The organism is Pelagimonas phthalicica (genome assembly GCF_004364805.1).
In the GTDB taxonomy this organism is placed as follows: Bacteria; Pseudomonadota; Alphaproteobacteria; order Rhodobacterales; family Rhodobacteraceae; genus Pelagimonas; species Pelagimonas phthalicica.
In genome coordinates this window covers 1,315,146-1,338,389 of record NZ_SOAP01000001.1, presented here as the reverse complement: position 1 = coordinate 1,338,389, position 23,244 = coordinate 1,315,146, and the positions used below count along the sequence as shown (strand labels likewise).

Genomic DNA, 23,244 nt, shown 5'->3' with positions numbered 1-23,244 from the left:
GAAGGACGGCGGAAACCCTTTTACGTGCTACACGTTCCAGCTGATCCCCTTGCGTGGTCTTCTCCGCCGACCCCGCTAAGGGAGCTTTGACTGTAAGGCGCTCGTCACGCGCGATCAAGCTTTCTAGCCTGACCTGAAAGAAAACTGAGGTAGGAGCGAGGGGCAGCCCTTCACGCTCCCAGGAGTGGCTTTGCCGTAGCAGACCAAAGTGGGTTTGAAGGTTATATTACGCGCTATAGCTGAATTGCCCAATGGTCGGGGCATAAAAGCTAGCCCTTGGTGGAAAGCGGGCAGGCGGTGGCGGCCATGGTAGCCAGCATGTCGCGAAGGCGATGCATCTCTTCGATCTTTTGATCAACCTCGCAGAGTTTCTCGGTCAGTAGCCCTGTTACTTCTGTGGCGCTCAGTCCTTGATCAGACATGGCGCAGGCCAGATCTTCCATTTCACGCAGTTTGAAGCCGAGGGATTGACCGGTTTTGATGAGGTGAACCACACGCGCCATTGCCGGGTCAAAATCGCGATAGCCGTTGGTGTGCCGCTCGGATCGGATCAGCCCGCGTTTTTCATAAAGGCGGAGCGTATCTGTGCTAACGCCGGTGAGACGAGATAATTCCCCGATGCGCATGAAACCCTGTTGACCTTGGACTATGGTCCTAGGTTTATAGAGCGCCCTGACCAAAATGGAAAGGTGCGCAAGATGTATTCTAAACCAACACTGAACAGGATTTGCAGGTTATCTGCCTGGTATGATTTGATTATCACGTGGCCCTTTGCTTTGCCGATCACGCTGGGGATCTTGTGGCAATACGGGTTCATGCCACTGAACGCCGTTTTGGGATTTGCGGCCTTACCCGCGCTTGATGTGCATGCGGTATTGTTTGGCAACTTCTTTGGATCGGTTGTTGTGATTTGGGCGCTGGTGCGGCTCTATTTGAATGATAGCCGGTTGGCGCTGTTCGATGGTCTGGGGCGGGTGCTGTTTAGTGTCGCCATGGTGAATGCGTTGATGGCGGGGATTTCACCGATTATCTGGGCGTTCCTGATCCCCGAGCTGGCCTGGGCGATAGCGCAGTTGATCGGGTTTGTCCGGTTTAGAACGCGTGTCGAGGTTTAAAGGGTAACTCGTTTGTTCAGAAGGGGGGGGAGCGAGGGGCCAGCCCCTCGCGCTCCCCGGAGTATTTTTGCCAAGAAGAAACACAAAGAGGCGCGCGGGGCTGGCGTTGGTTTTAGACTGTCAGGCAGACATATTTCAGTTCGAGATAGTCTTCGATACCGTGATGGCTGCCTTCGCGGCCAAGGCCGGATTGTTTGACGCCGCCAAAGGGCGCGTTTTCGGTGGAGATGATGCCGGTGTTCACGCCGACGATGCCATATTCCAGCGCCTCGGCGACTTTATATACGCGGCTGAGGTCTTTGGCGTAGAAATAGGAGGCGAGGCCAAAGATCGTGTCATTGGCGAGCTCGATGACCTCGTCCTCGGTCTCGAATTTAAAGATCGGGGCGAGCGGGCCAAAGGTTTCTTCGGTTGAGACCGCCATCTCGCGCGTGGCCCCTTTGACGATGGTGGGGGCGAGGAAATTGCCCGGTGCCTGCGGTGTCTCACCGGCATAAATCACCTCAGCGCCTTTGGCCGTGGCATCGGCGACATGATCCTGCACCTTTTTGATCGCGGCGGGGGTGATAAGGGGGCCGAGCTCAGTGCCCTCTTCAAGCCCGTCGCCGACCTTCATCTGTGACACGCGCGCGGCGAGTTTGGTGCTGAACTCCTCATAGACACCAGCCTGCACATAGATGCGATTGGCGCAGACGCAGGTCTGACCATTGTTGCGGAACTTGCAGACGATGGCCCCTTCGACGGCGGCATCCACATCGGCATCGTCAAACACAATAAACGGCGCGTTGCCGCCCAGCTCCATCGAGCATTTCATCACGTTATGCGCGGCCTGCTGCAACAGGATACGACCCACATTGGTGGAGCCGGTAAAGGTCAGCTTGCGCACCTTTTGGTTTTCGCAGAACTCTTTGCCGACGCCAGGCGCATCCATGCTGGGTAGGATGTTGAACACACCCGCCGGAATGCCTGCACGCTCGGCCAGAACCGCCAAGGCCAAAGCCGAAAGAGGTGTTTCCGAAGCCGGACGGCCCACAAAGGAACAGCCCGCGGCCAGCGCAGGGGCGGCCTTGCGGGTGATCATGGCATTGGGGAAGTTCCAAGGCGTGATCGAGGCGGCCACACCGATGGGCTGTTTCATCACCATGATACGCTTGTCACGCATATGGCCGGGGATGGTTTCGCCATAGATACGCTTGGCCTCTTCGGCAAAGAACTCAATGAAAGAGGCCCCATAGGCGACCTCACCTTTGGCCTCGGCCAGCGGTTTGCCCTGTTCGGCGGTCATGATGGTGGCCAGATCATCCTGATTTGCCATCATCAGATCGAACCATTTGCGCAGCACATTGGCGCGCTCTTTGCCGGTCCATTGTGCCCAATCCTTTTGCGCCACGTAAGCGGCGTCAATCGCACCGGCGACCTCTTCTCGGGTCAGATCGGTGACCTGTGCGATGATGTCGCCGCGTGCCGGATTGTCGACGTCAAACGTGGCGCTGCCCTCGACCCAAGCGCCATTGATATAGGCGCGGGTTTCCAAAAGCGAGGGATCCTTGAGCAGGGTTTTGAGGTTGGTTGCGGACATTTGAAATTCCCTGGAGTTTCTGACTTGGCATTAGGCAAAGCATCTGGTGAAGTAAAAGTATAGAGCCAAAAGAGAAGAGCCGATGGACCTAGATGACGCCTATGCCAATGCCGCCTATATCCCGGACGGGGAAAGCTACCCGGATCGTTGGGCGGTGGATGCCGATAAGTTTCGCAAATCCCAGGCGCTGACAGGGCGGGCGCGGCTGGGTCTGATGTATGGCCATGGCACGCGCGAGGTGCTCGATCTGTTCATGCCCGAAGGCACACCAAAGGGTTTGGTTGTGTTTGTTCATGGGGGCTATTGGCTGAAATTTGATCGATCTTATTGGTCGCATCTGGCGGCTGGAGCGCAGGCCGAAGGTTGGGCCGTGGCGGTTCCGTCTTATGATCTCTGTCCGCGTGTGCGGATTGCCGACATCACCCGTCAGATTGCCAATGCGATCACCGTCGCGGCGCGCGAAATCGAGGGGCCTGTGCGCTTGTCCGGGCATTCGGCTGGCGGGCATCTTGTGTCGCGCATGTGCGCGCCCGGTGTTCTGCCCGACGACATTCTGGCGCGTTTGGCCAAGGTGCAGCCGATCTCTCCGGTCTCGGATCTACGTCCGTTGATGCAGTTGACGATGAATGCTGAGCTGAAAGTGGACGAGGCCGAGGCGCAGGCCGAAAGCCCGATTTTCCAGCCCAAACCGGATGTTGCGGTCACCGTCTGGGTCGGCGCAGAGGAACGCCCGGTCTTTCTGGATCAAGCCCGTTGGCTGGCCGAAGCCTGGGCCTGTGGTCACGAGGTCGTGCCTGGAAAACACCATTTCGACGTGATCGACGCCTTGGCCAACCCGTCCAGCGATATGGTGCGCGACCTGCTGAATTAAAAAATCGGGTAAGGTATCCAAGGATTGCGCTTTGGGCTGCGTCCAAGTCATGAGATGCGTATGACTGTGAGTGACAAAGACCTGGCCCTGGCCGCAGCGAATGGAGATCGGCAAGCCTTTGCGGCTTTGCTGGATCGGATCTATGACCCGATGTTCCGGCTGGCCTTTCGCCTGACCGGAAGCAAGGCCGAGGCTGAGGATCTGGTGCAGGATATCTGTGCCGCTCTGCCGGCCAAGCTCTGCCGCTTTCGGGGCGAGGCCAAGGTGATGACCTGGCTCTATCGGATTGTGATGAACGCGGCGCGGGATCGGTTTCGCCGCCGTGCCAGCCATGCCAAGGCGGCTGAGGGCTGGGGTGATTGGGAAATCGCGCGCCGCGCCGTCGAAGAGGAACAGGCGGAACGGGCGGATTGGTTGCGCCTTGCCATGAATGCACTGACACCGCCCGAGTTGCGGGAAACGCTGGTGTTGATCCTGGACGGGCTGAGCCATGCGGAGGTTGCCAAGATACTCGGTGTCTCCGAAGGTACGATCAGCTGGCGCATCTCGGAGGCGAAAAAGAAACTCAAAGCGATGAAGGAGGCCGAAGCATGAGCGATTTTGATGATCTCAAACGCGCATTGGATGCGGCCACACCAAAGGCTGACGATACGCGCAAGGCGGAAAACCTTGCCCGCGCGATGGAAAATTTTGACGATTTGCAATTTTCTTCCCAAGGAAATGCGGATGACACGCGTCTGACCTCTGAACGCCCGGAAAACGGGCTGATCAGAGGAGTAAGAAAAATGATTGCCAATTTCTCGACCCGCGGAGTTTTGACCGCAACCACCGCGCTGGCCGCTTTGGGGCTGGTGATGATTGTACCGGTTGTAAGGGATCAAATACCCGGCATGCCCGGTGCCATTGTGACCGAGCAAAATGCACCGGGGGGCGAACTGCTGTCCTTGGACCCTGCGCAAGAGCCTGTCGTTGAAGAGGCCGAGGCACCGCAGCAAGGGGGCATTGCGCTATCGGGAAGTGCAGACATAGGCACCGTTCCAGAAGGCGGTGAAACAACATTGTTTCACACGGATATGGATGTCACCTTTTCCCTCTCAGGAGAAACAGATAATGGCCAGGCCTTCGGTGCGCCTGTTTCAAGGCCAGCACCAACACCGATGCCAACAGCCAAAGCCAGCCCGCGCGTTGGGGCCGCCAATGGCGGTTTGACCCAGATGTATTCCGGTGGCGGTGCGCAGCTTTCCATGCCGCCCATGGAGCCTGTGATTGTCGTAGAGGAAAACACCGAAGCCTTCCCCGAGGCCGAGGCCAACCCGCTGAAAGTCACCGCCGAAGACCCGGTTTCGACCTTTTCCATCGATGTGGACACGGCCAGTTGGTCGATCCTGCGCAACTCGCTGACCTATGGCACTCTGCCCCCCGACGGCGCGGTGCGGATCGAAGAGATGGTCAATTACTTCTCTTACGACTACCCGGCCCCAACCGGCGATCAGCCATTTCAGCCCAGCATTGGCGTGACCGATACGCCTTGGAATGATGGCACACAGATCGTGCATATCGGCCTTCAAGGCATGATGCCGGATGAACGCCCGCCGATGAACCTTGTCTTTCTGATCGACACATCGGGCAGCATGAACCAGCCCACCAAACTGCCCTTGCTCAAGCAAAGCTTTCGTTTGATGCTGGGCCAGTTGACCGAGAATGACAGCGTTTCCATCGTGACCTATGCTGGCAGCGCGGGCCGTGTGCTTGACCCGACCCCGGCGGATCAGCGCGACAAGATCCTGCAAGCCCTGGAAAACCTGCAAGCGGGTGGCGGCACTGCCGGGCAAGAGGGGCTGCAACAGGCCTATGCCACCGCCAAGGAAATGGCAGAAGAGGGCAAGACCTCGCGCGTGATCCTGGCCACGGATGGCGATTTCAACATCGGCATTCATGATCCAGATGAGCTCAAGGATTATATCGCCAAGGAACGCGACAGCGGCACTTATCTGTCTGTCCTGGGCTTTGGTCGCGGCAATCTGGATGATGCGACGATGCAGGCCTTGGCACAGACCGGCAACGGCATGGCCGCCTATATCGACACGCTGAGCGAGGCGCGCAAAGTGCTGGTGGATCAACTGACCGGTGCCTTGGTGCCCATCGCAGATGATGTAAAAATTCAGGTCGAATTCAACCCGGCCAAGGTCGCTGAATACCGGTTGATCGGCTATGAAACCCGCGCCCTGAAACGCGAGGATTTCAACAATGACAAGGTCGATGCCGGAGAAATTGGCGCAGGCCATCAGGTCACCGCGCTTTATGAGATCACCCCTGTCGGATCAGAGGCGCGCCTGACAGATCCGCTGCGCTATGGCGCTGCGCCAGAGGCGGTGGACAGTGATGAGCTGGGCTTTTTGCGCCTGCGTTACAAAGCCCCCGGAGCAGATGAAAGCCAGTTGATCGAGGCCTCGATTGTCGAAAACACCGATGCGCTTGCAGATGCGGATTTCGCCCTGGCCATCGCCGGTTTTGGCCAAATCCTGCGCGGCTCAGACCTGATTGGTGATTGGTCCTTTGGCGATGCGATCAAGCTGGCGCAGGGGGCCAAGGGCGCTGACCCTTATGGCTACCGCCAAGAGGCCATCACCCTAATGCGCCTGGCCGAAAGCATGTCACAGTAAATTAATGGGGCGTCCTTTCTTAGGGTGCCCCCACCTTCTCGCCTTGTGGGCAGGGGGCCTCAATCTGCAAAACCTCATGATACTTGATCGCCCCCCAAGCTGCGGTGAATTTGAACGTCATCAGCTCGCTATCGGCAAAGAGCAGTTGATCCTGCCGCGCCAATTCCGCAATTTTGGCATGTAGGGCCGCCAATTCACGTTGAATTTCGGCACCACTATCGGGCCGCATCCGGCGCGACACTGTGGTGAAAAACTGATGCTCTTCGCCCAAAGATGTCATCACCATGTTCAGGAACCGCAAGTTCAGCTCGCGGATATAGGCCATCAGCGGGCCGTCCTGGCGAAACTGGATCGGGCCGGGCCACATTAGCCGCACTTGGCCATTCTCCCGTATCTCAACCAGGTTCAACCGCTCCAATTTCATACCCAGGGCAAAGAGCTGATCCTGAGACAGGTTGTAGCGGCCCAGAATGTGTTCCGCCGAGACCTTGTCGCGCAACAGGATGTAATAGTGAAACAGGCTCTTATCCTTGGCCAGCGCTGCTTCGACTTCGATGGGCAGCGTCAGCGGGGCATCAACGCTGCGCTCGGCGCGATCCACGACATCAGATAGGTTGACCTCAAGCACGTCGCAGATCTCCAACAACCGGCTCAGCTTGCAATCGCGCTGCGAGAATATCCGTTTGATGGTGGGTTCGGACAGGTCCAACCGTTTTGCCAGATCCGCATAGGTCATGTTTCGCGCCTTAAGCGCCTGTTGCAGGATGGCAAAGCTGTTGGCATGCATGGGTTTGATCCTTGGTTGCGTGATTGAGTATCTAAATATGATGCTAAGAATGTCAAATATTGAAGATCGGTATCGCAAATAGATCTTTCCCTCATCAACTGATGAAGGAAATCAATGATGAAACTCCAAACCTTGACGATGACTGTGCTTGCCTCTGCCTTTGCGATGACCGCCCAAGCGGAAACGATCTGGAGCGCAGAAGGCTTTGATTGGCCGGAATCCGCGATCGAGCTGCAAGAAACCGGCCAGATCGTGGTCAGCAATATGGTCGGCTCCCCTTTTGAGCCGGATGGAAATGGCTTTCTGTCCTTGCTGTCCGCCTCGGGCGAGGTGATTGAAAAGCAGTGGATCACCGGGATGCACGCCCCCAAAGGCATGGCCATTGCTGGCGGTCATCTGTTTGCGGCGGATCTGGACACGCTGCGGATTGTCGATCTGGCCACGGGCACGCTGGTCAACAGCATCAAGGTCGACGAGGCCGGGCTGCTGAATGATGTGACCTCGGACGGTGAAAATGTCTATATCAGCGATATGCTGACCCACACGATCTGGCGCTATTCTGACGGCAATGTCGAACCGATTTTGCAGGGTGGTTCGCTGACACATCCAAACGGGCTGCTATGGGATCAGGACCGCCTTTTGATTGGCAATTGGGGCCCCGGGATGAAAGAGGATTTCACCACCGATGCGCCAGGTGATTTGATCGCCTGGACACCGGGCACAGACAAGGTCGAGGTCATCGTATCTCAGCTGGCCAATATCGATGGTGTCATCCGCTTGAACGGCAAGCTTTTGGTCAATGACTGGATCACCGGCGAAATCTTTGAAGTCTCTGACAGCGGCGAGGTGTCCAAAACCGCGCAATTTGGGCAAGGGCTGGCAGATATCGGGGCCGGTGACGGTGTCATCCTCATGCCGCATATGCTGACTGGCAAGGTCGAGGCGTTGGCCATCAAATAAACACTGCGGCTGCGCAACAGGACTTTTATTAGGTTTGACATAAAACCGTTGCGCAGCCGTAATAAAGGCCATCCGGACGCTCGAAAAACTATGAGGAGAGACCGTCGTGGGCTTTAAGACGTTTTGCTTGACTTCGGTATTGGCGCTTAGCGCTGGAACCGCTTTTGCAGAAATGAATTTCAACCGCATTTCCAGCTTTGCCACGCCAATGAACATGGCAGATGGCGAAGACAAAAAGGCCGAAACTTCGGCCGAAATCATTGCCGCAACCGCCGACGGTAACACGCTGGTCTATACGGACAGTCCGCTGGGCGTGCTGGGGCGTATCGACATCACCGATGCTGCCAACCCCAAGCCGCTGGGCAATATCGCCCTGGAGGGTGAGCCGACTTCGGTTGGTGTTGCCGGTGTCAATGCCATTGTTGGCGTGAACACGTCCGAGTCTTACACCGATCCATCGGGCTTCCTGGCCGCGATCAACATTGCTGACGGGTCCGAAGCTGCGCGTTGTGATCTGGGCGGTCAGCCCGACAGCATCGCGGTGGCCAAGGATGGGTCTTTTGTGGCCGTCGCCATCGAAAACGAGCGTGACGAGGATCTGGGCGATGGCCGTACCGGTCAGTTGCCCGCTGGCTTTCTGGTCACCGTTGCTCTGAACGGTGATGTGCCTGCCTGTGACACGCTGAAAATGATCGAGCTGACTGGCCTGGCCGAGGTTTCCCCCGAAGATCCAGAGCCCGAATTTGTCGACATCAACGACAATGGTGAGATCGTCGTCACCATGCAGGAGAACAACCACATGGTTGTTGTGTCCAAGGATGGCGAGATCCTGAACCACTTCTCAGCCGGTGCCGTTGACCTCGAGGGCATCGACGCCACGGATGAGCGCGGCGCGCTGCTCTTCACCGAAAGCCAAATGGGCCGTGTCCGTGAACCTGATGCGGTCAAGTGGATCGATGCCGACCATTTTGCCACCGCCAATGAGGGCGACATGGATGGTGGCTCGCGCGGCTGGACCATCTTCAACAAGGATGGTTCGGTTGTCTATGAAAGTGGGGCGAGCTTTGAGCACGCGCTGGTTCAGATCGGCCACTACCCGGATAAGCGTTCCGACAGCAAAGGCGTTGAGCCGGAAAGCATCGAATTCGCCAAATTCGGCGACACGCCTTACGTTTTTGTCGGGTCCGAGCGTGGGTCCGCTGTGGGTGTCTATGACGTCACCGATCTCAGCGCGCCGGTTCTGAAACAGATCCTGCCATCGGGTGTTGGCCCAGAGGGGTACGTTGCCCTGCCCGCGCGCAACCTGCTGGTATCCGCCAATGAAAAAGATCTGATCGAAGACAAGGGCCCGCGTGCCCATGTCATGATGTATGAGCTGCAGGATGCGGCCCCTCAGTATCCGACCCTGACCTCCGAAGGTGCCAAAGAGCTGATCGGCTGGGGCGCGATTTCGGGCATGGTGGCTGACAAAGACGGCATGATCTATGCGGTCAATGACAGCTTCTTTGGCTTCCAGCCGTCGATCTTCAAGATCGATGCCAGCCAGACACCGGCCAAGATCGTTGACGTGATCCGCGTTCACCGCGCCGATGGTGCCGCTGCCCAGAAACTGGACCTCGAAGGCATCACTCTGGACGGCAAGGGTGGTTTCTATCTTGCCTCTGAGGGGCGCACCGACCGCGCGATCCCGCACGCGGTTTACCACGTCGACGGCGATGGTCTGATCAAAAGCCATAAGCAGGAAATTGGCCTGCCAGCTGAGCTGATGGCGGTTGAGAAACGCTTTGGCTTTGAGGGCATCACCATGATTGGCGATACTCTGTGGATGGCCGTTCAGCGCGAATGGAAAGACGACCCCAAGAACCACGTGAAACTGGTGGCTTATAACCTTGAAACCAAGGAATGGGGCGCGGTTCACTATCCCAAAGCCGAGCCGAAAAAGGGCTGGGTTGGTCTGTCCGAGATCGTGGCACATGGCGATTACGTCTATGTCATCGAGCGCGACAATCAGATCGGGTCGGACGTTGTGACCAAGAAAATCTACCGCATCCCGGCTGCCGAAATGGTGCCTGCGAAACTGGGTGAGGTTCTGCCCGTCGTGTCCAAAGAAGAAGTGCGCGACCTGATCCCAGATCTGCAGTCCTTTGGCGGTTACGTCACCGACAAGATCGAAGGCCTGGCGATCCTGCCGGACGGCTCGGCTTTTGTCAGCACCGACAATGATGGTGTCGATGACAGCTCGGGCGAGACCTTCTTCTGGTCGATTGGCAAGCTTTAAGCTGCCGCGACAAGCCAAAACAAACGCCCTGCGGATCGGCTCCGCAGGGCGTTTTCTTTATGTGATGGTCCTGTAGCGAGTTGTCAGGTCGCCAAGCGCGTCAAAGTATGGGATTGGGCCATAGCTGGCACGTGCAACACCTAGCTCAGCGACGGATTGAACCGTAGGAATACCGCGCATCATCACATTGGCGGGCAGATCTGTGCCTTCGACGATCTGCGCAATCAAATCAGGCTCTGTAAGACCTGGTACAAAGAACCCATCGGCTCCAGCCTCCTTATATGCGCTCGCGCGCTCCAATGCCTCTTCAATCTGGGCGGCGTGATCCTCTGGATTTTCTCTGAGAAACAAATCGGTGCGGGCATTGATAAAGAAAGGCACAGCTTGAGCATCGGCCTGGGCGCGAATGGCCGCGATGCGCTTGGCCTGTTGTTCGAGCGGGTACAAACCTTCGCCTTGCACGATACGGTCTTCGAAATTCAAACCCACAGCGCCGGTCTCGATCAATTGGCGGATATTTTCGGCCAAAGGTTCAGGATCAACCGCATACCCACCCTCAAAATCAATCGTCACTGGCAGCTCGGTGCTGGCCACGATGCGCTCAGCGATACACAAGAGCAGGTCCATTGGGAGCATCTCGCCATCTGGATAGCCTTGTGCGGCAGCAACTGACCAACTGCCGGTGGCGATGGCCTTAGCTCCCTCTTTTGCCAAGGCTTGCGCTCCGCCCGCATCCCAGATGTTATACAGAACAACCGGGTCACCCTTTTTATGCAAGCCTTTGAAGATCTGCGCCTTTTCTACTTGGGTCATGTCCTCTCCCTCTGTGGCAGATATTGCCGTTCAATTTCCAATAGCTTCTGTTTGCGCCACAACCCGCCGCCATATCCGGTCAGCGATCCATCCGCGCCAAGCACCCGATGACAGGGGATGACCAGTGCAATTTGATTGGCCCCGTTGGCGCGGGCCACGGCGCGGGTGGCGCTGGGCTTGCCCATCTGTTGGGCCAATTCGGAATAGCTGAGGGTTTCACCTGCGGGAATGCGCCGGAGCGCGTGCCAGACCTCGCGCGTGAAGTCTGACCCGTGATAGGCGAGGGGCGTTTCGAACGTGGCTTTGGTGCCTGCGAAAAAGCCCGCCAGTTCCTCAGCGATTTGCGCCGAGATCTCGGTCTTGCCAATGCCGATTTCGCCCTTGGCAAACTTGTTCAGTTTTTTCAGCTCGGTCGGCAGGGCCTTGCGTTCGAGAAATTCGAGCAGATGCAGTTCAGTCTTGCTGGTCACGGCGATCATGTCGCCAAGGGCTGTGGGAATCCAATCGGCAAACAAAAGCGGTTGGCGGGACAGGGTGCCAGGTGCGCGACCCAGCAGTTTGGCAAAGGCGTCGCGAAAGGCGCTGGGCGAGTCAAAGCCCGCATCCAACTGCGCCTCAATCACTGCGCCGCCCCCGGCGATGGTTTCAAAGCCTTCGCGAATGCGCCTTTGCCGCGCCATTTCCAGAAAGGTCATGCCAAAATGGCGTTTAAAGCTGCGACGGATTGTTGACGGATCAAAGCCCAGTCGCGCGACATCGGCCTCTTTCCAGCGATAGGCGGGGCGGTTTTCAAGGGCGTCCAACAGCACCTTGATTGCCGGGTCAGCCTCGGCTTCGGCCAGCAGGGGGTGGCAGCGTTTGCAGGGGCGAAACCCGGCCTCGATACAATCCGCAACGCTTTCATAAAACGTGCAATTTTCGCGTTTCGGCTTGCGGGCCGGGCAGGTCAGTCGACAAAAGACACCGGTGCTGGACACACCAACATAGGCGCGCCCGTCATAGGTCGGGTCGCGGTCCAAAAGGGCCTGATACAGGGTGTCGGGATCGGGAAGCTTGAACAACATGAGGGTGTTCTAACATGCCAGACACGGGCCGCCGCCGAAATTCGGGCGTTTATTCTGTTAGGGTCAGAACCCATCAATTCACAACGCTCAGTTCGCCAGATTTTGTTCCAGACCAGGCATATGCCCGCAGGAATAGTGGTTCTATTTCAAGGGTATATAACGCAGGTTGGGGCAAAATCCGGCGAACCCGTCGCGCCAGAAGCGCGCTAATACCAGTTGGCCTCCCTTCGGGAGGACGGGCATGGAGAAATACACGCTCTCAGCGGCTCTATTTTCTTGCCAAGGCAACCAGCCTTGTCTGCGAAATTCAAGCCTCTGATAACACGTATTTTTCCATGCTGAGCATTGTGAATTGATGGGTCCTGACCCTAGAGAACAGCGCTTTGATCTTCGAGAATTTTGCCCCATGCAAAAATCTCGTAATTGCGAAGTTCGGGGACGTAGAACGGATCGGCAGAGATCAGGACCTCGACCTTGGCTTTGCTGTCCAGTTCCACGATCCAAAGCGCACCGCAGAAATCCGCCCCGGCATCCGGGCGCAAGCCGCCGCCGATCAGCAATTCGGGGTGGGCTTTGACATAGGCGACATGGGCATCGCGGCGGGATTTATCCGCGCGGATTGCCATCATATCGGGGTGGTCTTTGAAAATCACGGCCCAGCGGGTCATCCTTTATCCTCCTGTTTTCAAGAGGCTACGCGCGAGAGGGCAAGGGCCATAGAGCCAGATGCTCGCGGCACTTATCCCAGATGATCACAAAAGAGTTGCCCGGTTGTCCTTTCCCGAATCGCACAATGCTCTAGGTTGTTGGCCGTGAATTCACGCAGAAGGACACTGCCATGAAACGCCGTACTTTTCTCAAGACTTTTCCCGCCGCAGCGGCCTTGACCGCCACCGCCGGTATCGTTCCCATTGCCGTTATGGCGGATGGGCATGGGACACAGGTGGTTGCCGCCCAGAAATTCAAAATTGGCGACATGATTGTGACAGCCATTTCAGATGGTTACTTTAACATGCCGCTGAATATGCTGCAGGGCGCGGATCAGGAGACGATTGCGCAATTGCTGGTCGCCGGTCATCAGGACCCGGCCAACTTCCGCGCCGCGGTGAACGCTTATCTGGTGCAATCGGGTGGTGAAAACTGGCTGATTGATGCGGGGACTGGGGCTGTCTTTGGGCCGACCTTGGGGGATTTGCCAAGTGTTTTGAGTGCCTTAGGGGTGCAGCCTGGTGACGTTTCCAAGCTGATTGTCACGCATATGCATGGCGATCATATTGGCGGGGCGATTGCGGATGGCGCGGCGCTTTATCCCAATGCCGAACTGGTGGTGACCAAGGCGGATGTGGATTTCTGGACCTCGAAAGACATTCAGGCCCAGGCCCCGGAGAATTTCCGTGGGGCTTTTGATCTGGCCATGGGCGTCATTGCCGCCTATCAGGATCGGCTGCGCATTGTCGAGGGCGAGGCTGATCTAGCCCCGGGTTTAGTTGGTCGCCCGATGCCGGGACATACCCTTGGACATCAAGGGGTTATGCTGGAAAGTGCCGGGGACAGCCTGTTGATTTGGGGCGATATTGTGCATGTGAGCCATGTGCAGATGACCCATCCCGAAGTCACCATTGGCTTTGACACGGATCAGGAATTGGCGGCGAAAACGCGGGCGGATCTGTTTGCCTCGCTGGTGAAAGGCGACCAGAAGATCGCGGGCATGCATATGCCATTCCCGGGTGTTGGCTATGTCGAGAAATCCGGCGAGGCCTATCGCTTTACACCAGCGACTTGGGACTATCTCTGAGCCTCTGACGGAAGCGTATTAAGAAGGCGTGCGGTGCCGGTAACGGATCGCGCGCCTTTTGTGCAACGGGGGTATTGGTACAAAACGCCCGCTGTTTTGTAGAGATTGCCCCGGGGTGTCACGGGGTGCTGAGAGGGGCGATTTGGCCAATCTGTCCGATTCTGGCGTTGTTTGGGGGAGATTGGCCGGGCATTGGGGCGCTTGCGATGTGCCGGGCAAAGTTTTTGGTTAAATCCGATTCATAAGTGTTAATTTACCCCAGTTTGGCGGCGATTTGGGGCGCTGCCCCGCCCCGAGCAAGCTCGGGACTCCCCGGAGTATTTGGACCAAGAAGAAGCATGGGGCTGCGTGTTTTGGGATGGGGCTGCGTCGGGTTGGGCGGGTGATGGGCGCGGAAGCGGTATTTGTTTCATCTTGTCCCCTTGGATGGGCTTCGCTATTCCCGATAGAACACCACCGCGGGCGCTCGTTGATAGGTGAGATCACATGGGCTGTTTCTGGTTTTGGTGAAGGGTGAAGGGATGATGAGAATGCGGGTCCTTGCAGGTCTGGTTTTGGCGGGTTTTGTGTCAGCTTGTGGCGGCTTGCCAGCCTCAAATCCGGATCAGGGCAAACCTGCAAAAACCGGCGGTTTCCTGTCTGGCCTTATGGCCCCCAAAACCTCGGAAAGTGATGCCAAACCAGCCAAGACCCAACTGCCTTTGGCGCGGGCGCGTCTGGTGGGCGGCGATGTGATTGTGGCCGGGCCTGAGGGTTATTGTCTGGATCCGGTGACCATCGAGAACAAGCGCGACCGGGGGTTTGCCCTGATTGCCTCCTGTCACATCCTGTCTGATGGCAAGGTAGGTCAAGCGGTTGAGCCTGTCCTGATCACTGTTACGGTTGGCCCCAAGGGCGGTGCCTCGGACCTGCCGACCCCGCGCGAGCTGGCCTTTACCGCCAAGGCCCCTTTGCTGGGGGGGGAGACTGGTGAGGGTTTTGTTGTTGCCAACCTGGATGGTGGCGGTGATGCCCTGCTGGAGGGCGGCGATAAGCGGCATTGGCGCGGCGCGTTTTTGCAAGGGGATCGGCTGGTTGGGCTGGCGCTTTATGCGCCCAAGGGCAGCCCCTATGCCGGGGCGCATGGCGGTGGGATGCTGCGCAAGCTGCATAACAAAGTCGCCTCGCTGAGCCCAAGTGGCGCGGCAAAACCGACCAAGCGCAAAAAACCACAGCAAAACGCGCTATTGGACCGTTTATTCGGCCGTTAAGATTTGCCATACTATGATCAGGCTTGGGTTTCGCTGCGTTTTGGCGGCGAAACAGTCGGCTTGGCTGGGATGAGAACGGCAAATCGGGGCATTCTATGGGTGGCGAAAAACAAGGTTGGCTGGACCGCTCGTTAGAGCATGGCGCGCTGCGCCGCTGGTCGCGTGCGGCCCGGGCTGCGGCGGATACCGATCTGGTCGAATTGCGCAACCAACGTGTGCGGGCGCGTAAGCTCAAGCATCAGCTCGATGAACTCATTCACGTGGCTGACTCACGCCTTGCGCTTCCCTATATCGGGAATCAGTCTTTCCCACGGCCGGCGGATGCCGATTGGGCCTGGCGGCCCGAACTGTGGTGTGGCCCGCTTCCCGTTCCCGGGATTTCCTCGGTGCAGTCAAAATCCATGCTGGGCAAAGAGGCGACGCTGTTTCACGATTGCCAGCATTCGGAACTGACCCTGCGCCAGATCCGCAATATGCGCGAAGAGGATCTGGCCGCCTTTGGCTTGCGCATGGATGTGTTCCGCTTTGACGGCTCTTACCTGTCGCTGGCGATTGACCTGCCCGAAGAGGCGAGCGCGGGGTTGCTGCGCAAACATCTGATCCGCATTGAAACCATCGTTGAGATGGAGAAACCGCTGGAGATTTTTGCGCGGCTGAACATCAAGCACGGCCCCAATACCGAGCAGATCGTGCGCGAACTGCCCCTGAACGAAGAAGATATCGTCGTCGAATTTGATCTGGCCTATACCAAGCTGAACGAAAAGCGGGTGGAAAAGATGTGGCTGGATCTGATTTTCGAAGGCCCTCAGATGAACCAGGTGATCCTGCGGGATCTCACCTTTAGCCGTCGCAAGCGGGCGGAGCTGTAACAGGAGAGACATGGAAATGAGCGCCTTTTCCCTCACCAAAACCCGCTTTCGCGAAGGCCTTTGGGAAGGTCTGCTGACCGCCGTCGAAAAAGGTGCAGCGCAGCCGGAGATTTCGGTGACATTGCGCGACATGCCGGTGCGCGGCGTGACCCTGACCGATGCCAAGGAGGCCGGGCGCTGGGTGATCCAGATTCCGGTGCCGGTTGAGGCGGTGGGCGAAGGGGTGCAAACCTTTTTGATCAGTGATGCCAATGCGGATGTGGTGCTGGACAGTTTCACGCTGATCGCGGGGGATGTGCTGGGCGATGACATCCGCGCCGAGGTGGATCTGCTGCGCGCCGAGCTGGACATGCTCAAACGCGCCTTCCGTCGCCATTGTCTGGAAACCACCTGACCTTTTGTCACGGCATTCGGGTTTCTTTGGGCCAAAAATATCCCGGGGAGTCCCGAGCTTGCTCGGGACGGGGCAGCGCCCCATCCCCCTCTCACCTTGACCCGTGCCCAAGATCGGCTCAGGTTGCGGCCATTCTTGGCAAGGAGCTTTCATGTCCCCGTTTCGCGGCATTGCGCTGAAACTCTGTGCGGTTTTTCTGTTCACCATCATGGCGTCCCTGATCAAGGCGACCTCGGATCTGGTGCCGCCGGGTGAGGCGGTGTTTTTCCGGTCTTTCTTTGCCATGCCGATCATCATTGGCTGGCTGTTTCTGCGCGGCGATTTGAAAACCGGGCTCCGGGTCAAGCGCCCTATGGGGCATTTCTGGCGTGGGGTGATTGGGGTGTCGGCGATGGGGTTCGGCTTTGCCTCGCTGGGCTTGCTGCCTTTGCCAGAGGTCACCGCCATCGGTTATGCCGCGCCGATGTTCACGGTCCTGTTCGCCGCCGTTTTGCTGGGCGAAAGGCTGCGTGCCTTTCGTCTGAGCGCGGTGGGGCTGGGGCTGGTCGGGGTGATCGTGGTGATGTGGCCGCGCCTGTCGCTGGATCAGTTGGATGATGTGGCGATGTTGGGCGTTGCCTGCGTGTTGATTTCTGCCGTGCTGCGCGCCCTGGCGCAGATCCATATTCGCAAGCTTGTCGCTACCGAAGAGACCTCGGCCATTGTGTTCTTTTTCTCGCTCACCGCGACGAGCCTGTCTTTGCTGACCATTCCTTTTGGCTGGGCCTGGCCGGGCTGGTTTGGGTTTGGATTGCTGGCGGCATCGGGGTTTGTGGGCGGCGTGGCGCAGATCTTTTTGACCTCGGCCTATAAGCATGCCGAAGCGGCGTTGCTGGCCCCGTTTGATTACGCCTCGATCCTGTTTGCGATTCTGTTTGGCTATGTGTTCTTTGCCGAAGTGCCGACGGCCATGGTGCTGATCGGGTCGGGTATTGTTATGGCGGCGGGTGGGTTGATCATCTGGCGCGAGCGGCAGCTGGGGCTGAAACGCGGCAAGGCGCGGCCCGGGATGACCCCGCAGGGTTAAAGATCAAGCCTTAAAGATCAAAGGTTTCGGCCAACCAATAGCTTGGAGCGAGAAGATTGCGGCGGAAGCGGCCCAAGGGGAATTTGCCCGGCGGGGCGGCCATCGTGGCGGGCAGGGCGGTGCCGTCGATCAGGTGCTGCGCCAGCAGGTGGCCGGCATAGCTGCCCATGGCCACGCCATTGCCGTGAAAGCCAAGCGTGGCGTAGAGGTTTGGGGCCTCGGGCACCTGACCGACAAAGGGGGTCAGATCACCCATCAGGCAGACCAGCCCAGACCATTCATGGCTGATCTCGACCTTGCGCCAGGCGGGAAACATCAAGTTGAAATCCTGACGGATCTTGCGTGACAGGGCCTGTTGGCTTTTGGCGGTGGCGCGCAGCCCGCCGCGCATCCCAAACAGAAAGCGGCCATCGGGCATAAGGCGGAAATAATGTAACAGATTGCGCGAGTCATAGGCCATTTGGTCCGACCACCAACCAGCCTCTTGCTGCTCGGTCTCGGTCAAAGGGCGGGTGACGATGACATGGGATTGCACCGGCAGATAACGCGCGCCGAGCCAGTCGGGAAGGTCATCGCTCGAATAGCCATTGGTGGCGATGATGACCTGTTTGGCCTGCACCTGATGCGCGCCAGTGGTCAGATGCCAGCCCGAGGCGTGGGGCGTGATTTGCGAGACCGGGGCATTCTGGAACAGCTCGGCCCCGGCGGATTTGACCACTTGGGAGAGGCCCGAGAGGTATTTCATCGGGTTCAGGGCAAAGCCTTTGGGCGAGGTGAGGCCACCCAGCCAAGGGCCGTTTAGGCCCTGCGCCTGCAGGTCTTGGCGGGTCAAAAGCTGGGGTTGCGCCTCGGCGTTGGGCGGTGTTTCAGCCGCCTGTTTCTGCATCGCCCGCCAGGCGCGTTTGGAATGGGCGAGACAGGTTTCGCCTTGGGAATGGGTGTCGGCATCGATGGTATGATCGGCCAACAGGCCCGAGACGTGATTAATGGCCTGCGCCTCGGCCCGCAGCCAATCGGCCCCCGCACCGTCGCCAAAATACTTGTCCATCCGCGCGGGGGTGATCAGCGCACCGCCGGCACAGCAAAACCCGCCATTGCGCCCCGATGCGCCCCAACCCGGATGCATGGCGTCAAACACGGCCACCTTGCGCCCGGACCGCGCCAAGGTAAGCGCCGCATTCAAGCCGGTAAAGCCGCCGCCGATGATGGCGATGTCGCAGCTATGGTCTTGGTCAAGGCTTGGCCAAGCCTCAGGGTCAACCGTTGACGCCCAATAGCTGCCACTGTCGGGCTTGTAGGCCTCGGCCTCGTAGATGCGTTTCATGTGCTGCGTTCGGCGGCGCGCTCTTCTTTGGCCTGGCGCACGGCGGCGCGTTTGGAGATCAGCGAGGTGGTGATCACGCCTACGGTCACAATGGCGATCAGGATGGTGGATAGCGCGTTGATTTCCGGGCTGACGCCCAGGCGCACGGCGGAAAACACCTTGATCGGCAGGGTGGTCGCGCCGGGGCCCGTGGTAAAGCTGGCAATGACCAGATCATCAAGCGACAGGGTAAAGGCCAGCAGCCAGCCCGAAATCACCGCAGGGGCGATGATGGGCAGGGTGACAAGGCGGAATGCCTCGAACGGGGAACAGCCAAGGTCCAGCGCGGCCTCTTCCAGCGAGTGATCAAAACTGACCAGGCGCGAGCTGACCACAACCGAGACATAGCACATGGCAAAGGTGGTATGGGCCAGGATCACCGTCAGAATGCCGCGATCAAGGCCGATGCCAATAAAGAGCAAAAGCAGCGAGAGACCAGTGATGACCTCGGGCATGACCAGCGGTGCATAGATCATGCCGGAAAACAGCGTGCGCCCGGCAAAGCGCCCGCCGCGCACCAGAACATAAGCCGCCAAAGTGCCAAGGACCGTGGCGAGTGTTGAGGCGAAAAAGGCGACTTTGAGCGTGACCCAGGCCGCTTGCAGGAAATCCTCGTTCTGCAGCAATTCGCCATACCATTTGGTGGAGAACCCGGCCCAGACCGTGACCAGCCGCGATGAGTTGAAGCTATAGACCACCAGGATGATCATCGGCAGGTAGAGAAAGGCAAAGCCCAAGGTCAGGGATGTGGCGTTGAACCAGGAGAACCGTCTCATTTCCCGGCCTCCTGTTGTTTTTGCTGGTTAAGCTGAAAGAGCACGATGGGCACGATCAGGATCAAGAGCAGGATCACCGCCACGGCGCTGGCCACTGGCCAATCGCGGTTAGAGAAGAATTCCTCGTAGAGAACCTTGCCGATCATCAACGTGTCCGAGCCGCCGAGAAGCGAGGGGATGACGAATTCGCCCAAGGCCGGGATGAAGACAAGGAAGCTGCCCGCAAAGATCCCGGCCCGGGACAGGGGCATGGTGACCATCCAAAAGGCTTGCAGGCGAGAACAGCCGAGGTCTTCGGCGGCTTCGAGCAGGGAATCGTCCATCTTTTCCAGCGCGGAATAGATCGGCAGGACCATGAAGGGCAGATAGGTGTAGGCGATGCCGATATAGACGGCGGTGTTGGTGTTGAGGATGGTGAGCGGCGCGTCGACAAGGCCGATCCCCATCAGGAGCTGATTCAGCAGGCCTTCGGTGCTGAGAATGCCCTTCCACGCGTAGACGCGGATCAGAAAGCTGGTCCAGAAGGGCAGGATGATCAGCATGAGCAAGGTGGGCCGCCATTCCGGCGCGGCGCGGGCCATGCCATAGGCAATCGGATAGCCTACCAGCAGGGTCAGCACGGTAGAGACCACAGCAATTTTCAGCGAGCTGAGGTAGGCGAGGCGATAGAGCGGGTCTTCGCCAAGGAAGGTGTAGTTTTCGAAATCGAGCTCGGCAAAGAACTCTTTGATGCTGGCCCAGCCTTCGGAGAGTTCCAGCGTGGGCAGGTAAGGCGGGCGGGCAATGGCGGCGTCCGAAAGCGAGATCTTGAACACGATGACGAAGGGGATCAGGAACAGGACCAAGAGCCAGAGGTAAGGGATACTGATCAGCAGGGCGCGACGCATGTTAACCCTCCCTTGCCGTGCGGCTGGGCCAAATTCCATGGATGGAATTTGCAAATTTCGTCGACGAAATTTGGGGGGCGGCCGGGGAGAGGGGGGCAGGGGGCCAGGTGATCATGTCCCTTGCTCCAGCACCACGCCCGCCGTGGTCGTAAAGCTGAGCCAGACCTCGTCTTCCCAGGTGATCTGACGGCGCGAGACGCGGCGTGTATTGGCGATCTGGGCTTTGACCATCGTGCCATTGTCCAATTGCACGTGATAGGTCGAGATATTGCCGAGATAGGCAATGTCGATCACCTTGCCCCTAAGCACATTGGGGGCGTCGGGCTTGGTGGTGGAGATGTTGAGCTTTTCCGGGCGCAGCGCCAGTACGACATCAGCCCCGCCGAAGGTTTCCGATGCGTTGGAGGCGATCAGGGGCGGGTGGTCAGGCGACCAGGTGATGGCCAGCCCGCCCGCTGGGATCTCGGGCGGTGCCGAGACGGGCTGCGGTTCGGCAGCTGTGACCTGCTCGACAATAGGGGCGGGGGTGTTAGGATCGCGCTTGCCCAGTACCGGTTCAAGCACGCGGTCATGCAGCCATTCACCCATGGCATTGGGCTGTGGGCGACGTTCGTCCGAGGGGCTGGGCGATGTCGGTTCGGCGGGTTTTGCGGGCTGCGGGGCTGGTTTGGACTGCGACGCTGGTGCGGCTTTTCGAGTGGAGGCCTTGCCCGAGATCAGGTTCACATCGCCAATGAAATCAGCCACATAGACCGAGTTTGGCGCTTCGTAGATAACATCAGGTGTGGCCACCTGCACAATGCGCCCATGATCCATTACCGCGACACGGCTGGCCACGGTCATGGCTTCCTCTTGGTCATGGGTCACGATGACAAAGGTGGTGCCGGTGCTTTCCTGAATATCCATCAGCTCGAACTGGGTTTCCTGGCGCAGCTTTTTGTCTAGCGCGCCGAGGGGTTCGTCGAGCAGCAGCAGTTTCGGGGCTTTGGCCAGAGAACGCGCCAGGGCGACACGTTGGCGTTGACCGCCAGAGATTTGGTGCGGTTTGCGGCGGGCGAATTTCTCGAGCCGGGTCAGGCGCAGCATCTCGTCAACCCGCGCGGCGATCTTATCCTTGGCCATGCCTTCGCGCTTGAGGCCAAAGGCGATATTGTCCCAGACCGAGAGATGCGGGAACAGCGCGTAGCTTTGGAACATCATGTTCACCGCGCGCTTGTTGGGCGGCACGGCTCCGATATCCTGACCGGCCAGCAGGATCTTGCCCTCGCTCGGGGTTTCAAACCCGGCCAACATGCGCATCATCGTGGTTTTGCCACAGCCGGACGGACCAAGCAGGGCAAAGAATTCGCGCGCATAGATTTTCTGAGAGAGATTGTCGATCGCGGTGAAATCGCCAAAGCGTTTGGTGACATTCACAAATTCGATCAGGGGCTTTTCCTGGGAATCCTCCCAAGGGGCAAAGACGGTCTGGGCCATGTAATTTCCCGGCAAGAACGGGCCCGCCCCGCAATCGGGACGGGCAGATTGTCAAATCAGACGCCGGATTTGATCCGGGTCCACAGACGGGTCACAGAGCGCTGGACCTTGGCCGGGTAAGGGTCTTTGATATAAGTGGTTTCAAGCGCTTCGGCCGGTGGGTAGACCGCTGGATCGTCGATCACATCGGGGACCAGGAATTCCTGCGCGGCCTTGTTGCCATTGGCGTAGAACACGTAGTTGGACGCGGCGGCCATGTTCTGACCATCCAGGATGAAGTTCAGGAATTTATGCGCCCCTTCGGGGTTTGGCGCGTCCACCGGAATGGCCATCATGTCAAACCACATCAGCGCGCCTTCTTTGGGCGGGTTATAGGCGATGTTGACGCCGTTATTGGCCTCTTGCGCGCGGCCACGGGCCTGAAGCACGTCGCCGGACCAGCCGACGGCCACGCAGATGTCACCATTGGCCAGCGCGTTGATATATTCAGAGCTGTGGAATTTCTGGATATGGGGGCGCACGCTTTCCATCAGCAGCGCGGCTTTTTCCAGATCTTCCTTGTCATGGGTGTTGGGATCAATGCCGAGATAGGTCAGCGCCGCCGGGAACAGCTCGTCCGGGGCGTCGAGGAAATGCACGCCACAGGAGGCGAGCTTTTCCATATTGGCGGTTTCAAAGATCAGCGCGAGGCTGTCGAGCGGCGCATCGTCGCCCAGCACTTCTTTGACCTTGTCGACATTGGTGCCGATGCCGGTGGTGCCCCACATGTAGTTGATGGCATAGGTGTTGTCGGGGTCAAAACGCGCGGTGCGTTCCGAGATCACATCCCAAAGGTTGCCGTAATTGCCAAGCTTGGCTTTATCCAGCGGCTGGAAGACACCCGCCTGAATTTGGCGCTGAAGAAAGCCGCCGGTTGGAACAACCACGTCATAGCCGGACCCGCCCGCGAGCATTTTGGTTTCCAGCAATTCGTTGCTGTCAAAAACGTCGTAAACAAGAGTCAGTCCGGTCTCTTCTTCGAATTTCTTCAAAAGAGACTCGTCAATATAGTCAGACCAATTGTATACGCGAACTTCGTCAGCACTGGCGATGCCAGCCATCAGTGCCAGCGCGGCGGTCATAGTGGTGAGCGTCTTGGTCATCTCATTCTCCCGTTGGTCGCGGGGGTCTTTGCCCCCGTCTTGGTGTCTCTTCCAAGAATTTGATCATAAGTTGCATTGCAAAGCAACTTTGGCGAT

Annotated in this window: 22 protein-coding genes; 11 read left to right on the top strand and 11 right to left on the bottom strand. The window is 58.3% G+C overall.

The window, feature by feature from the left end:
* Positions 1 to 269: 269 nt before the first annotated feature.
* Entirely contained in the window at positions 270 to 626 is a 357-nt protein-coding gene (locus tag CLV87_RS06640) for a MerR family transcriptional regulator (RefSeq protein ID WP_099242586.1), read from the bottom strand.
* A 72-nt stretch (positions 627 to 698) separates the two neighbouring features.
* Between CLV87_RS06640 and CLV87_RS06635 the strand changes: the two genes are divergently transcribed.
* Positions 699 to 1,115 carry a hypothetical protein gene (locus CLV87_RS06635; protein WP_099242588.1) on the top strand — a complete coding sequence of 139 codons (417 nt, stop codon included), beginning with the start codon at positions 699 to 701 and terminating at the stop codon, positions 1,113 to 1,115.
* Positions 1,116 to 1,227: 112 nt separating this feature from the next.
* On the opposite strand, the gene CLV87_RS06630 is transcribed toward CLV87_RS06635, so the two are convergent.
* The gene (locus tag CLV87_RS06630; RefSeq protein ID WP_099242590.1) at positions 1,228 to 2,694 is read right to left on the bottom strand and encodes an NAD-dependent succinate-semialdehyde dehydrogenase; all 1,467 of its coding nucleotides are present in this window, start codon (positions 2,692 to 2,694) and stop codon (positions 1,228 to 1,230) included.
* A gap of 82 nt (positions 2,695 to 2,776) precedes the next feature.
* Here CLV87_RS06630 and CLV87_RS06625 point away from each other — a divergent pair, with 82 nt between their 5' ends.
* The 3 genes from CLV87_RS06625 (at position 2,777) to CLV87_RS06615 (ending at position 6,228) form a co-directional block, all read left to right on the top strand.
* Positions 2,777 to 3,565: an alpha/beta hydrolase gene (locus CLV87_RS06625; RefSeq protein WP_099242592.1), complete on the top strand. Its 789-nt coding sequence runs from the start codon at positions 2,777 to 2,779 to the stop codon at positions 3,563 to 3,565.
* A gap of 60 nt (positions 3,566 to 3,625) precedes the next feature.
* Positions 3,626 to 4,159, top strand: a complete 534-nt coding sequence (locus CLV87_RS06620) for an RNA polymerase sigma factor (RefSeq protein ID WP_166652683.1) — start codon at positions 3,626 to 3,628, stop codon at positions 4,157 to 4,159.
* A gap of 191 nt (positions 4,160 to 4,350) precedes the next feature.
* Positions 4,351 to 6,228 carry a vWA domain-containing protein gene (locus CLV87_RS06615; protein WP_370739629.1) on the top strand — a complete coding sequence of 626 codons (1,878 nt, stop codon included), beginning with the start codon at positions 4,351 to 4,353 and terminating at the stop codon, positions 6,226 to 6,228.
* Positions 6,229 to 6,247: 19 nt separating this feature from the next.
* On the opposite strand, the gene CLV87_RS06610 is transcribed toward CLV87_RS06615, so the two are convergent.
* Positions 6,248 to 7,015, bottom strand: a complete 768-nt coding sequence (locus CLV87_RS06610; RefSeq protein WP_099242598.1) for a helix-turn-helix domain-containing protein — start codon at positions 7,013 to 7,015, stop codon at positions 6,248 to 6,250.
* 117 nt (positions 7,016 to 7,132) lie between these two features.
* Between CLV87_RS06610 and CLV87_RS06605 the strand changes: the two genes are divergently transcribed.
* Positions 7,133 to 7,975 carry an SMP-30/gluconolactonase/LRE family protein gene (locus CLV87_RS06605; RefSeq protein ID WP_133840710.1) on the top strand — a complete coding sequence of 281 codons (843 nt, stop codon included), beginning with the start codon at positions 7,133 to 7,135 and terminating at the stop codon, positions 7,973 to 7,975.
* Positions 7,976 to 8,147: 172 nt separating this feature from the next.
* Positions 8,148 to 10,253, top strand: coding sequence for an esterase-like activity of phytase family protein (locus CLV87_RS06600; RefSeq protein WP_099242602.1), 2,106 nt, complete (start codon positions 8,148 to 8,150; stop codon positions 10,251 to 10,253).
* A 57-nt stretch (positions 10,254 to 10,310) separates the two neighbouring features.
* On the opposite strand, the gene CLV87_RS06595 is transcribed toward CLV87_RS06600, so the two are convergent.
* The 3 genes from CLV87_RS06595 to CLV87_RS06585 form a co-directional block, all read right to left on the bottom strand.
* Positions 10,311 to 11,066: an isocitrate lyase/PEP mutase family protein gene (locus CLV87_RS06595; protein WP_099242604.1), complete on the bottom strand. Its 756-nt coding sequence runs from the start codon at positions 11,064 to 11,066 to the stop codon at positions 10,311 to 10,313.
* Entirely contained in the window at positions 11,063 to 12,130 is a 1,068-nt protein-coding gene (locus CLV87_RS06590) for a bifunctional transcriptional activator/DNA repair enzyme AdaA (protein ID WP_099242606.1), read from the bottom strand. The genes CLV87_RS06595 and CLV87_RS06590 overlap by 4 nt, the downstream gene beginning before the upstream one ends.
* A 368-nt stretch (positions 12,131 to 12,498) precedes the next feature.
* Positions 12,499 to 12,798 (bottom strand): YciI family protein, encoded by a 300-nt coding sequence (locus CLV87_RS06585; protein ID WP_099242608.1) that lies wholly within the window; start codon positions 12,796 to 12,798, stop codon positions 12,499 to 12,501.
* A 170-nt stretch (positions 12,799 to 12,968) separates the two neighbouring features.
* On the opposite strand from CLV87_RS06585, the gene CLV87_RS06580 reads away from it, so the two are divergent.
* The 5 genes from CLV87_RS06580 to CLV87_RS06560 all read left to right on the top strand — a co-directional run bounded on the left by CLV87_RS06580 (position 12,969) and on the right by CLV87_RS06560 (position 17,504).
* Positions 12,969 to 13,925: an MBL fold metallo-hydrolase gene (locus tag CLV87_RS06580; RefSeq protein ID WP_099242610.1), complete on the top strand. Its 957-nt coding sequence runs from the start codon at positions 12,969 to 12,971 to the stop codon at positions 13,923 to 13,925.
* A gap of 530 nt (positions 13,926 to 14,455) precedes the next feature.
* A complete protein-coding gene (locus CLV87_RS06575) occupies positions 14,456 to 15,175 on the top strand; it encodes a dihydroxy-acid dehydratase (RefSeq protein WP_099242611.1) in 720 nt (239 codons plus the stop codon).
* Between the two features lie 95 nt (positions 15,176 to 15,270).
* Positions 15,271 to 16,044 (top strand): DUF6478 family protein, encoded by a 774-nt coding sequence (locus tag CLV87_RS06570; RefSeq protein ID WP_099242613.1) that lies wholly within the window; start codon positions 15,271 to 15,273, stop codon positions 16,042 to 16,044.
* A gap of 16 nt (positions 16,045 to 16,060) precedes the next feature.
* Positions 16,061 to 16,438: a hypothetical protein gene (locus tag CLV87_RS06565; RefSeq protein ID WP_099242615.1), complete on the top strand. Its 378-nt coding sequence runs from the start codon at positions 16,061 to 16,063 to the stop codon at positions 16,436 to 16,438.
* 151 nt (positions 16,439 to 16,589) lie between these two features.
* Complete coding sequence (locus CLV87_RS06560) at positions 16,590 to 17,504, top strand: DMT family transporter (RefSeq protein ID WP_099242617.1); 915 nt, start codon at positions 16,590 to 16,592, stop codon at positions 17,502 to 17,504.
* A gap of 10 nt (positions 17,505 to 17,514) precedes the next feature.
* Here the strand turns inward: CLV87_RS06560 and CLV87_RS06555 are convergent, their stop codons facing one another.
* The 5 genes from CLV87_RS06555 to CLV87_RS06535 form a co-directional block, all read right to left on the bottom strand.
* Positions 17,515 to 18,828, bottom strand: a complete 1,314-nt coding sequence (locus CLV87_RS06555; RefSeq protein ID WP_099242619.1) for an NAD(P)/FAD-dependent oxidoreductase — start codon at positions 18,826 to 18,828, stop codon at positions 17,515 to 17,517.
* Positions 18,825 to 19,643 carry an ABC transporter permease gene (locus CLV87_RS06550; RefSeq protein WP_099242621.1) on the bottom strand — a complete coding sequence of 273 codons (819 nt, stop codon included), beginning with the start codon at positions 19,641 to 19,643 and terminating at the stop codon, positions 18,825 to 18,827. The genes CLV87_RS06555 and CLV87_RS06550 overlap by 4 nt, the downstream gene beginning before the upstream one ends.
* Positions 19,640 to 20,530: an ABC transporter permease subunit gene (locus CLV87_RS06545; RefSeq protein ID WP_099242623.1), complete on the bottom strand. Its 891-nt coding sequence runs from the start codon at positions 20,528 to 20,530 to the stop codon at positions 19,640 to 19,642. The genes CLV87_RS06550 and CLV87_RS06545 overlap by 4 nt, the downstream gene beginning before the upstream one ends.
* A 111-nt stretch (positions 20,531 to 20,641) precedes the next feature.
* Positions 20,642 to 22,006, bottom strand: a complete 1,365-nt coding sequence (locus tag CLV87_RS06540) for an ABC transporter ATP-binding protein (protein WP_099242625.1) — start codon at positions 22,004 to 22,006, stop codon at positions 20,642 to 20,644.
* Positions 22,007 to 22,062: 56 nt separating this feature from the next.
* The gene (locus CLV87_RS06535) at positions 22,063 to 23,148 is read right to left on the bottom strand and encodes a polyamine ABC transporter substrate-binding protein (RefSeq protein ID WP_099242627.1); all 1,086 of its coding nucleotides are present in this window, start codon (positions 23,146 to 23,148) and stop codon (positions 22,063 to 22,065) included.
* Positions 23,149 to 23,244 lie beyond the last annotated feature (96 nt).